The organism is Pseudomonas sp. NY11955 (assembly GCF_048068035.1).
Taxonomy (GTDB): domain Bacteria; phylum Pseudomonadota; class Gammaproteobacteria; order Pseudomonadales; family Pseudomonadaceae; genus Aquipseudomonas.
Map to the genome: position 1 here is coordinate 276,334 of NZ_JBLUPS010000009.1, position 10,204 is coordinate 286,537.

At 60.8% G+C, this 10,204-nt stretch carries 13 protein-coding genes; 6 read left to right on the forward strand and 7 right to left on the reverse strand.

The features are described 5' to 3' along the window. The first annotated feature begins 32 nt into the window (after positions 1–32). From ACNFBR_RS18725 to ACNFBR_RS18740, 4 genes are read left to right on the forward strand one after another with little or no spacing between them, the layout of a single operon-like run. Entirely contained in the window at positions 33–1,715 is a 1,683-nt protein-coding gene (locus ACNFBR_RS18725; protein ID WP_011494284.1) for a Mu transposase C-terminal domain-containing protein, read from the forward strand. Between the two features lie 2 nt (positions 1,716–1,717). After that, positions 1,718–2,626 (forward strand): TniB family NTP-binding protein, encoded by a 909-nt coding sequence (locus tag ACNFBR_RS18730; RefSeq protein ID WP_013741668.1) that lies wholly within the window; start codon positions 1,718–1,720, stop codon positions 2,624–2,626. Further along, positions 2,623–3,840 carry a TniQ family protein gene (locus ACNFBR_RS18735; RefSeq protein ID WP_009288528.1) on the forward strand — a complete coding sequence of 406 codons (1,218 nt, stop codon included), beginning with the start codon at positions 2,623–2,625 and terminating at the stop codon, positions 3,838–3,840. The genes ACNFBR_RS18730 and ACNFBR_RS18735 overlap by 4 nt, the downstream gene beginning before the upstream one ends. 60 nt (positions 3,841–3,900) lie before the next feature. Beyond that, positions 3,901–4,515, forward strand: coding sequence for a recombinase family protein (locus ACNFBR_RS18740; RefSeq protein WP_000904941.1), 615 nt, complete (start codon positions 3,901–3,903; stop codon positions 4,513–4,515). Between the two features lie 52 nt (positions 4,516–4,567). Here ACNFBR_RS18740 and merE read toward each other — a convergent pair whose 3' ends face one another. Genes merE through merT form a run of 6 tightly spaced genes read right to left on the reverse strand, consistent with a single transcriptional unit; the run spans position 4,568 to position 7,715 of the window. Next, positions 4,568–4,804: a broad-spectrum mercury transporter MerE gene (gene merE / locus ACNFBR_RS18745; RefSeq protein WP_001087809.1), complete on the reverse strand. Its 237-nt coding sequence runs from the start codon at positions 4,802–4,804 to the stop codon at positions 4,568–4,570. Next, positions 4,801–5,166, reverse strand: coding sequence for a mercury resistance co-regulator MerD (gene merD, locus ACNFBR_RS18750; protein ID WP_003465059.1), 366 nt, complete (start codon positions 5,164–5,166; stop codon positions 4,801–4,803). The genes merE and merD overlap by 4 nt, the downstream gene beginning before the upstream one ends. Before the next feature lie 16 nt (positions 5,167–5,182). Further along, complete coding sequence (gene merA / locus ACNFBR_RS18755; protein WP_000136268.1) at positions 5,183–6,829, reverse strand: mercury(II) reductase; 1,647 nt, start codon at positions 6,827–6,829, stop codon at positions 5,183–5,185. Further along, complete coding sequence (merF, locus tag ACNFBR_RS18760) at positions 6,826–7,071, reverse strand: mercury resistance system transport protein MerF (RefSeq protein ID WP_000654684.1); 246 nt, start codon at positions 7,069–7,071, stop codon at positions 6,826–6,828. The genes merA and merF overlap by 4 nt, the downstream gene beginning before the upstream one ends. Before the next feature lie 2 nt (positions 7,072–7,073). Beyond that, positions 7,074–7,349: a mercury resistance system periplasmic binding protein MerP gene (gene merP / locus ACNFBR_RS18765; protein WP_000735441.1), complete on the reverse strand. Its 276-nt coding sequence runs from the start codon at positions 7,347–7,349 to the stop codon at positions 7,074–7,076. A gap of 15 nt (positions 7,350–7,364) precedes the next feature. Continuing rightward, positions 7,365–7,715: a mercuric ion transporter MerT gene (gene merT / locus ACNFBR_RS18770; RefSeq protein WP_001294667.1), complete on the reverse strand. Its 351-nt coding sequence runs from the start codon at positions 7,713–7,715 to the stop codon at positions 7,365–7,367. Between the two features lie 71 nt (positions 7,716–7,786). Here merT and merR point away from each other — a divergent pair, with 71 nt between their 5' ends. Then, positions 7,787–8,221 carry an Hg(II)-responsive transcriptional regulator gene (gene merR / locus ACNFBR_RS18775; protein ID WP_000429838.1) on the forward strand — a complete coding sequence of 145 codons (435 nt, stop codon included), beginning with the start codon at positions 7,787–7,789 and terminating at the stop codon, positions 8,219–8,221. 274 nt (positions 8,222–8,495) lie between these two features. Next, entirely contained in the window at positions 8,496–9,014 is a 519-nt protein-coding gene (locus ACNFBR_RS18780; protein ID WP_003464991.1) for a YkgB family protein, read from the forward strand. 29 nt (positions 9,015–9,043) lie between these two features. On the opposite strand, the gene ACNFBR_RS18785 is transcribed toward ACNFBR_RS18780, so the two are convergent. Further along, entirely contained in the window at positions 9,044–9,889 is an 846-nt protein-coding gene (locus ACNFBR_RS18785; protein ID WP_003464995.1) for an AraC family transcriptional regulator, read from the reverse strand. Between the last annotated feature and the right edge of the window lie 315 nt (positions 9,890–10,204).

Consider the following 10,204-nt stretch of genomic DNA (forward strand, 5'->3'; position numbering starts at 1 on the left):
TCAATACTCGTGTGCACCAAAGCGAGGCGAGCATGGCGACCGATACCGTACCGATTGCCGAGCGCGGCGTAGCCACCCTGTCAGAACAGGCATGGGAGCGTGCTCGCTGCCGCGCGGAGATCATTGGGCCGTTGGCGCAGTCGGAGACGGTCGGGCATGAAGCGGCCGACGCAGCAGCCCAGGCGCTGGGTCTGTCCCGGCGGCAGGTCTACGTCCTGATCCGCCGTGCCCGGCAAGGTTCGGGGCTGGTCACTGATTTGGCTCTTGGACAGTCGAGCGGTGGCAAAGGTAAAGGCCGCTTGCCGGAGTCGGTCGAACGAATCATCCGCGAGCTACTGCAAAAGCGCTTCCTGACCAAGCAGAAGCGCAGCTTGGCGGCGTTCCACCGTGAAGTTGCGCGGGTGTGCAAGCTGCAAAAGCTGCGGATGCCGGCGCGCAACACGGTCGCGTTGCGGATCGCCAGCCTTGATCCACTCAAGACCACTCGACTTCGGGAAGGCCAGGATGCGTCCCGCATCCTGCAAGGTGTTGGCGGTGTTCCTCCGCCAGTCTCCGCACCGCTGGAGCAGGTACAGATCGACCACACAGTCATCGACCTGATCGTGGTGGACGAGCGCGACCGGCAACCGATTGGCCGTCCGTACCTGACCCTCGCCATCGACGTGTTCACCCGCTGCGTGGTTGGCATGGTGGTCACGTTAGAAGCGCCATCTGCCGTCTCGGTCGGCCTGTGCCTCGCACACGCCGGTTGCGACAAGCGCCCTTGGTTGGAAAGGTTGGACGTGGAAATGGACTGGCCGATGAGCGGCAAGCCCGCGCTGCTCTACCTGGACAACGCGGCCGAATTCAAGAGCGAGGCGCTACGCCGTGGCTGCGAGCAGCATGGCATCCGGTTGGACTATCGGCCTCTCGGGCAGCCGCACTATGGCGGCATCGTGGAACGGATCATCGGCACGGCGATGCAAATGATCCACGACGAATTGCCGGGGACGACCTTCTCCAACCCTGACCAGCGCGGGGAATACGCCTCCGAGAAGATGGCCGCCCTGACACTGCGCGAGCTGGAACGCTGGCTCGCATTGGCGGTTGGCACCTATCACGGCTCCGTGCACAACGGCCTGCTCCAACCGCCGGCCGCACGCTGGGCCGAAGCTGTCGCGCGTACCGGCGTTCCAACCGTCATCACTCGCACCACGGCTTTTCTGGTCGATTTCCTGCCCGTCCTCCGCCGCACCCTGACCCGCACTGGCTTCGTCATCGACCACATCCACTACTACGCCGATGCGCTCAAGCCGTGGATAGCTCGGCGCGACCGCCTGCCTGCGTTCCTGATCCGGCGCGACCCACGCGACATCAGCCGCATTTGGGTGCTGGAGCCGGAGGGGCAGCACTATCTGGAAATTCCATACCGTACCTTGTCGCACCCGGCTGTCACCCTCTGGGAACAACGGCAGGCGCTGGCGAAATTGCGGCAGCAAGGGCGCGAACAGGTGGATGAGTCGGCGCTGTTCCGCATGATCGGGCAGATGCGCGAAATCGTGACCACTGCGCAGAAAGCCACGCGCAAGGCGCGGCGCGACGCGGATCGACGCCAGCATCTCAAGTCAACGGAACAACCTGTCAAAACCACGCCACCAGCGGACACGGACATGGCAGACCCGCAGGCGGACAACCAGCCACCTGCCAAACCGTTCGACCAGATTGAGGAGTGGTAGCCGTGGACGAATATCCCATCATCGACCTGTCCCACCTGCTGCCGGCGGCCCAGGGCTTGGCCCGTCTCCCGGCGGACGAGCGCATCCATCGCCTTCGCGCCGACCGCTGGATCGGCTATCCGCGAGCAGTCGAGGCGTTGAACCGGCTGGAAGCCCTGTATACGTGGCCAAACAAACAACGCATGCCCAACCTGCTGTTGGTCGGTCCAACCAACAACGGCAAGTCGATGATCGTCGAGAAGTTCCGCCGCGCCCACCCGGCCAGCTCCGACGCCGACCAGGAGCACATCCCGGTATTGGTCGTGCAGATGCCGTCCGAGCCATCGGTGATCCGCTTCTACGTCGCGCTGCTCGCGGCGATGGGAGCACCATTGCGACCGCGCCCACGGCTGCCGGAAATAGAGCAACTGGCGCTGACACTGCTGCGCAAGCTCGGTGTGCGTTTGCTGGTGATCGACGAGCTGCACAACGTCCTGGCCGGCAACAGCGTCAACCGCCGGGAATTCCTCAACCTGCTGCGCTTCCTCGGCAACGAATTGCGCATCCCGCTGGTCGGTGTGGGCACACGCGACGCCTACCTGGCCATCCGCTCGGATGACCAGTTGGAAAATCGCTTCGAGCCGATGATGCTGCCGGTGTGGGAGGCCAACGACGATTGCTGTTCACTGCTGGCCAGCTTCGCGGCTTCGCTCCCGCTGCGGCGACCTTCGTCGATTGCCACGCTGGACATGGCTCGCTACCTGCTCACGCGCAGCGAGGGCACTATTGGCGAGCTGGCGCACCTTTTGATGGCGGCGGCCGTGGCCGCCGTGGAGAGTGGTGAGGAAGCGATCAACCACCGCACGCTCAGCATGGCCGATTACACCGGTCCCAGCGAGCGGCGGCGGCAATTCGAGCGGGAACTGATGTGAAGCCAGCGCCACGCTGGCCACTGCATCCGGCACCCAGGGAAGCCGAAGCCCTGTCTTCGTGGCTCAACCGCGTGGCCCTTTGCTATCACATGGAAGTGTCCGAGCTGCTGGAGCACGATCTTGGTCACGGCCAGGTTGATGACCTGGACACCGCGCCACCACTGGCGCTGCTGGCGATGCTCTCCCAGCGGAGCGGTATCGAGCTGGATCGGCTGCGCTGCATGAGTTTCGCCGGCTGGGTGCCTTGGCTACTGGACAGCCTTGATGATCAGATTCCAGCCGCATTGGAAACCTATGCGTTCCAGCTCTCGGTACTGCTGCCGAGACTCCGCCGTAAGACGCGATCCATCACGAGCTGGCGTGCCTGGCTGCCCACCCAACCGATACACCGCGCCTGTCCGCTCTGCCTGAACGATCCGGAGAACCAAGCCGTACTGCTCGCGTGGAAGCTGCCCCTGATGCTGAGCTGCCCACTGCATGGCTGCTGGCTGGAATCCTATTGGGGCGTGCCAGGGCGGTTTCTCGGCTGGGAGAACGCCGACGCCGAACCGCGCACTGCCAGCGACGCGATTGCGGCGATGGACCAGCGTACCTGGCAGGCACTGACGACCGGCCACGTGGAGTTGCCGCGCCGACGCATCCACGCCGGATTGTGGTTTAGGCTGCTACGCACGCTGCTCGATGAGCTGAACACCCCGCTTTCGACGTGCGGCACCTACGCGGGGTATCTCCGCCAAATCTGGGAATGCTGCGGGCATCCGCTGCGTGCTGGGCAAAGTCTGTGGCGACCGTATGAAACCCTGAACCCGGCAGTACGGTTGCAGATGCTGGAGGCGGCGGCAACGGCAATCAGCTTGATTGAGGTGAGGGATATAAGCCCGCCAGGCGAGCACGCAAAGCTATTCTGGTCCGAGCCCCAAACCGGGTTCACCAGTGGCCTGCCGGCGAAAGCGCCGAAGCCCGAACCCGTCGATCACTGGCAGCGTGCAATCCAGGCCATTGATGAGGCCATCATTGAAGCACGACACAACCCCGAGACGGCACGCTCGCTGTTCGCGTTGGCTTCCTATGGTCGGCGCGACCCCGCTTCCTTGGAACAGTTGCGCGCCACCTTCGCGAAGGAAGGCATCCCCCCGGAATTTCTGTCACATTATGAGCCTAGCCTACCCTTTGCATGCCTTAGACAGAATGACGGGTTAAGTGACAAATTTTGACGTGCAGAGCTTCCCGATGCAAACTGTCACATAATCGAACGTATATGTGACAGGTACGACATGCTGATAGGCTACATGCGGGTATCGAAGGCGGACGGCTCCCAGGCTACCGATTTGCAGCGCGACGCGCTGATTGCCGCCGGGGTCGATCCAGTACATCTTTACGAGGACCAGGCATCCGGCATGCGCGAGGATCGGCCCGGCTTGACGAGCTGCCTGAAGGCGTTGCGAACTGGCGACACACTGGTCGTGTGGAAACTGGATCGGCTCGGACGCGACCTGCGACATCTCATCAACACCGTGCACGACCTGACTGGGCGCGGCATCGGCTTGAAGGTATTAACCGGGCACGGCGCGGCCATCGACACCACGACCGCCGCCGGCAAGCTGGTCTTTGGCATCTTCGCCGCCCTGGCCGAGTTCGAGCGCGAGTTGATCGCGGAGCGCACGATTGCCGGCCTAGCCTCGGCCCGCGCGCGCGGGCGGAAAGGCGGCCGGCCGTTCAAGATGACCGCCGCCAAGCTGCGGCTGGCGATGGCGGCAATGGGTCAGCCAGAGACCAAGGTCGGCGACCTGTGCCAGGAACTTGGCGTCACGCGGCAGACCCTGTATCGGCATGTTTCACCCAAGGGTGAGCTACGTCCAGATGGCGAGAAGCTACTCAGCCGAATTTGATGCCGGCATGAGGCAACGTAGCGACAGCGTGGTTTGTCTCAATGGGAAGCGCTCATGATCGATCTTTGAAGGCCCGCAGCAGTCGTGTCACAGACAGGACGAACAAACCGGTCAGCGTGAGGGCTGCGATACCCCAGTACTCTCCGATGAACGCGCCGGCCGTCGTGCCGGCCAGCACAATGGCGAGAATCGGCAAATGGCAGGGACAGGTGAGCACGGCCAGCGCGCCCCACAGGTAGCCGGTGATCGGTTTGTGCGTCTCGGACGGCAAGCGCTCGGGGCTGTTCATGGCAGACTCTCCGCGTGCTGTGCCGGCTCGGTCGGCATGGTGGCCAACTGCACCTCCAGATCGGCCAACGCTTCGCGCCGACGCTCGACGAACTGACGCAGAACGGCAAGCTGCGCGGCCGCTTCATCGCCGTCCGCAGCATCCAGCGCCCGGCACAGCCGCGCCAGCGCGTCCAGGCCGATGCCCGCCTCGAAGGCCGCCCGCACGAAGCACAGCCGTTGCAAGGCGGCATCATCGAACAGGCCATAGCCGCCCGGGGTGCACGCCACCGGACGCAGCAATCCGCGCAGCAGGTAGTCGCGCACGATATGCACGCTCACCCCGGCATCAAGGGCCAGCCGGGACACGGTGTAGGCGCTCATTGAAAACCTCCTTTTTTTATCCAGCGCAGCAGGAAAGCTGCTTCACGTCCTTGTTGAAGGTCTGCGCCGCAAGCTTCAACCCCTCGACCATTGTCAGGTAGGGGAACAACTGGTCGGCCAGTTCCTGCACCGTCATGCGGTTGCGGATGGCGAGCACCGCCGTCTGGATCAGTTCGCCCGCTTCCGGGGCCACCGCCTGCACGCCGATGAGCCGTCCGCTACCTTCCTCGATGACCAGCTTGATGAAGCCGCGTGTGTCGAAGTTGGCAAGCGCTCGCGGAACGTTGTCGAGTGTCAGCGTGCGACTGTCGGTCTCGATGCCATCGTGGTGCGCTTCCGCCTCGCTGTAGCCCACGGTGGCGACTTGCGGGTCGGTGAACACCACTGCCGGCATCGCGGTCAGATTGAGGGCTGCGTCGCCGCCGGTCATGTTGATCGCGGCACGGGTGCCGGCGGCCGCTGCCACGTAGACGAACTGCGGCTGGTCGGTGCAGTCGCCGGCCGCGTAGATGTTCGGGTTGCTCGTGCGCATGCCTTGGTCGATAACGATGGCCCCTTGCGCATTGACAGTGACCCCCGCCGCGTCCAGCGCGAGGCTGCGCGTATTCGGTGCCCGACCGGTGGCAACCAGCAACTTGTCAGCGCGCAATTCACCGTGTCCGGTGGTCAGCACGAATTCGCCGTTCACATGGGCGACCTGGCTGGCTTGCGTGTGCTCCAGCACCTCGATGCCCTCGGCGCGGAAAGCGGCTGTCACGGCCTCGCCGATGGCCGGGTCTTCCCGGAAGAACAAGGTGCTGCGTGCCAGGATCGTGACCTGGCTGCCGAGCCGGGCAAAGGCTTGCGCCAGTTCCAACGCCACCACCGACGAACCGATCACGGCCAGGCGTGCGGGAATGGTGTCGCTGACAAGCGCTTCGGTGGAAGTCCAGTAGGGTGACTCTTTCAGGCCCGGAATCGGCGGCACGGCCGGACTGGCACCGGTGGCGACCAGGCAGCGGTCGAACGTTACCTCGCGCTCGCCACCCTCGTTCAAACGGACGACCAGGCTCTGGTCGTCCTTGAAACGCGCTTCACCGTGCAAAACGGTGATGGCTGGATTGCCGTCCAGGATGCCTTCGTATTTGGCGTGCCGCAGTTCATCGACACGGGCCTGCTGCTGGGCCAGCAGTTTGCTGCGGTCAATCGCAGGCACAGTTGCCGCAATACCGCCGTCGAACGGACTTTCCCGGCGCAGATGGGCAATATGGGCAGCGCGGATCATGATCTTGGACGGCACACAGCCGATATTGACGCAGGTGCCGCCGATGGTGCCGCGTTCGATCAGCGTGACCGTCGCGCCTTGCTCGACGGCCTTCAGCGCCGCCGCCATCGCGGCCCCGCCGCTGCCAATGATGGCGATATGCAAACCGGCGCCCTCAAGTGCATCACGGATTTTTGGTTCATCTTTGAAATCACCAACCCGGATCGAGCCTTGATAACCCAATGCGGCGATGGCGGCCAGCAGTTGGTTGTGGCTCACGGCGGTGTCTGCCATGACTTGCGCGCGGCTTTCTGGATAGGACACCACAGCGGCATTCACGCCGGGAATCTTTTCCAAAGCATCTTTGACATGGGTGGCGCAGGATGTGCAGGTCATGCCATTCACGGTGATTTCGGTCATTTTTTTACTCCATTGAATTTCGGGGTGCAGCAGGCATCGGCTTGGCGTTTTCGTTGGATGGCGTAGATGGTCAAGCCGATGAAAATCGCCAGCGCAGGCAGCAGCACATAGTCCAGATAGCCGGTCAGCGCGGACAAGCCGACCACACCGAGCAAAATGACCAGAACAGGGGTGAAGCAACACAGCGCCACGAGGGTTGTGCCAATGATGCTGACCCGCAGCAGTGTCTTCGGGTCTTTCATGATCAGTTCTTGACTGATGATGGGTAGCCCGCATCCTCGGTAGCCTTGGTCAGTTTCTGCACGCTGGTCTTGGCATCATCGAAGGTGACCACCGCTTCGCGCGTCTCGAAGGTCACGTCAACTTTACTGACGCCATCGACCTTGGAAATCGCCTTCTTGACAGTGATCGGACAGGCCGAGCAGGTCATGCCCGGTACGGACAGCGTAACGGTCTGGGTGGCGGCCCACACGGGGGCAACAACGGCAGCGAGGGCAAGGGCGGAAAGCAGCTTTTTCATGGTGAACTCCTGTGATCAATAGAAAAATGGCACGACGTAGGGAAATCCGAGCGCGACCAAAACCAGCACGGCCACGCCCCAGAAAATGAGCTTGTAAGTAGCTCGCACTTGGGGAATCGCGCAAACCTCACCCGGTTTGCAGGCGGCTGACGGCCGGTAGATGCGCCGCCAGGCGAAGAACAACGCCACCAGCGCCACGCCGATAAAGATGGGGCGATAGGGTTCCAACACCGTCAAGTTGCCGATCCAAGCGCCGCTGAACCCCAAGGCGATCAGAACCAGCGGCCCGAGGCAGCAAGCCGAGGCGAGGATGGCGGCCAGCCCGCCAGTGAAGAGCGCGCCGCGCCCGTTTTGAGGTTCAGACATACGTTTGTCCTTTCGAATCTGAATTGGATAGCTTAAGCTTACTTCCGTAGTTATGTACGGAGTCAAGCGATATGGAAAACAATTTGGAGAACCTGACCATTGGCGTTTTCGCCAGGACGGCCGGGGTCAATGTGGAGACCATCCGGTTCTATCAGCGCAAGGGCTTGCTCCCGGAACCGGACAAGCCTTACGGCAGCATTCGCCGCTATGGCGAGACGGATGTAACGCGGGTGCGCTTCGTGAAATCAGCCCAGCGGTTGGGCTTCAGCCTGGATGAGATCGCCGAGCTGCTGCGGCTGGAGGATGGCACCCATTGCGAGGAAGCCAGCAGCCTGGCCGAGCACAAGCTCAAGGACGTGCGCGAGAGGATGGCTGACCTGGCGCGCATGGAGGCCGTGCTGTCTGATTTGGTGTGCGCCTGCCATGCGCGGAAGGGGAACGTTTCCTGCCCGCTGATTGCGTCACTGCAAGGGAAGAAAGAACCGCGCAGTGCGGACGCGGTGTAGCCCGAGGGAACTACGCCTTAGCGTGCTTTATTTTCCGTTTTCTGAGGCGACTCCTTCATCGACCTATGTAAAACGACTCCTTTATCGAAATAGTGCACTCATCGCTCTCCACGGCGATCCCTTCATCGCGAATTGCACCGCCCAAGACGATCTGCACTGAAATCAATACTTTCTGATGCCTCTTGATTAGAGATGCCAGCCATAATAATCTCATCGCCAACGCATACGGCGTTCGGCAGCCAACACACTCTCACTCACTACTGGAAGCTCAGACATGAAAACCATAGGCATTGAAAACTCGAAGTCCAGCGTACAGGCCCACTTAACGCTTGGAACCAAAACTATGGGGCTAGGTATCTATGGCGCGTACTTGGCTCTCGCTATTATTTACTTCTGGTTCGGCGGCATGAAATTTACCCACTACGAGGCCGAGGGCCTGGTTCCACTGGTGAGCAACAGCCCGCTTTTGGGATGGGTGTATAGCATTTTTTCGGTCGACATGTTCTCCAGCCTGCTCGGCATACTAGAGATTTCGATCGGCACTCTGATCGCAGGCCGCATGCTGTCGCCCAAACTATCCGTGGTAGGAGGCGCTCTGTCTGCAGGCCTGTTCTTCACAACCCTTAGCTTTATGTTTTCCACTCCGGGCGTCATTGAGCCTAGTTTAGGGTTTCCGGCGATTTCCGTTGCGCCAGGTCAGTTTCTGCTTAAAGACTTAGGGTTGCTTGCTGTTTCGATATTTGTGGCAGGCCATTCGCTGGTTGAACTGGAAAAACGTAAAATTAATGCATAATTTTTTCAATGGCTTAAGGCAGTAATGCCTTAGGCCTTTTTGCCATCATTTTCCCCCGCCAGATCTTTCAACCAGTCACGAGGGCTCAACCCCGTCTTGCGTCTAAATGCGCGAGACAGCGCCGAAGGACTTTCGTAGCCGACTTGAGCTGCAATCAGCGTAATCGAGCGCCCTTCTCGCATCAGCTTCTGAGCCAGGCTAACTCGCCAACTCAACAAATAATCAGCAGGCGTCTGTCCGATGACACTCTTGAAATGCACGGCATACGCAGCGCGTGACATATTTGACTCACTGGCCAGCTCTGCTATTGACCAGGCATGTTCCGGGGAGTTGTGCATCTGTAAAAGCGATCGGGCAAGCCGCATGTCGGCCAGTCCAGCCATCATTCCGGTGCGCAACTGGTGATGATCGAGCAGGTAACGGAGCAACAGAATGATTAGGAGCTCAAATAAGCGCTCAAGCGCGGCTTCCCTTCCACAATGCACATTTGCCGCCTCGGCAAACATCCACTCCAACGTGTCTGCCAGCATGGGCAGATCATCGAGTGCGAGCACCAAACAGTCCGGTAATGAAGCCGACAAAGGATTATCAATTCCGCCCTCAAACTCCATGGAAGCACACAACAACTTTGCGCCATCGGACTCACCCGCAAACAATTGATGCTTGGCGGGGCGTGGCATAAAAATCAAGCTAGGGCGAGTGAGCTGCAAATCCTTGCGATCGGGACCAAGCAACGTCACGCTGCCGGCCTGAAGCAGATGGATATAACCTCGCCGCTCGGCGCCATCGTAAGATGCAGAGCCGCATAGGTCGCCGTCATAGAACAGATTGGCCCGCACGCCGAACCGCGAGAGCAAATTAGACAAACGATCCATTGGCCGATCCTTGACGAGTCAGAACGCACAGACCATACCATCTGCGTTGTCGTTCAGTGCCTGTAGCGAACATGCCGGCGTAAATCAGCCAACGGATAAAGTGATCACTGAGCAGCTCAGCCTCCCTTTCCAGTTCGGCTGTTAAAAAAACAACACCGTTGTTTGAAAGCACCAGCAAATCAAGTGCTCACTCTTCTATTTTACGGGGTTGTACGCCGGAATCCCAGAAATTTCCGTCAGCCCAGCTCCAGTCCCGCCACGAGCGCATCCAGGTCGATGAACTTGCCGTCAGTCTGGAAGGTGTAATGCCCGTTC

Bases quoted from the DNA above. Each gene is read 5' to 3' on its own strand.
- ACNFBR_RS18725 (WP_011494284.1), top strand. From the start codon at position 33: ATGGCGACCGATACCGTACCGATTGCCGAGCGCGGCGTAGCCACCCTG.
- ACNFBR_RS18740 (WP_000904941.1), top strand. From the start codon at position 3,901: ATGCTGATAGGCTACATGCGGGTATCGAAGGCGGACGGCTCCCAGGCT.
- merE (WP_001087809.1), bottom strand. From the start codon at position 4,804: ATGAACAGCCCCGAGCGCTTGCCGTCCGAGACGCACAAACCGATCACC.
- merD (WP_003465059.1), bottom strand. From the start codon at position 5,166: ATGAGCGCCTACACCGTGTCCCGGCTGGCCCTTGATGCCGGGGTGAGC.
- merA (WP_000136268.1), bottom strand. From the start codon at position 6,829: ATGACCGAAATCACCGTGAATGGCATGACCTGCACATCCTGCGCCACC.
- merF (WP_000654684.1), bottom strand. From the start codon at position 7,071: ATGAAAGACCCGAAGACACTGCTGCGGGTCAGCATCATTGGCACAACC.
- merP (WP_000735441.1), bottom strand. From the start codon at position 7,349: ATGAAAAAGCTGCTTTCCGCCCTTGCCCTCGCTGCCGTTGTTGCCCCC.
- merT (WP_001294667.1), bottom strand. From the start codon at position 7,715: ATGTCTGAACCTCAAAACGGGCGCGGCGCGCTCTTCACTGGCGGGCTG.
- merR (WP_000429838.1), top strand. From the start codon at position 7,787: ATGGAAAACAATTTGGAGAACCTGACCATTGGCGTTTTCGCCAGGACG.
- ACNFBR_RS18780 (WP_003464991.1), top strand. From the start codon at position 8,496: ATGAAAACCATAGGCATTGAAAACTCGAAGTCCAGCGTACAGGCCCAC.
- ACNFBR_RS18785 (WP_003464995.1), bottom strand. From the start codon at position 9,889: ATGGATCGTTTGTCTAATTTGCTCTCGCGGTTCGGCGTGCGGGCCAAT.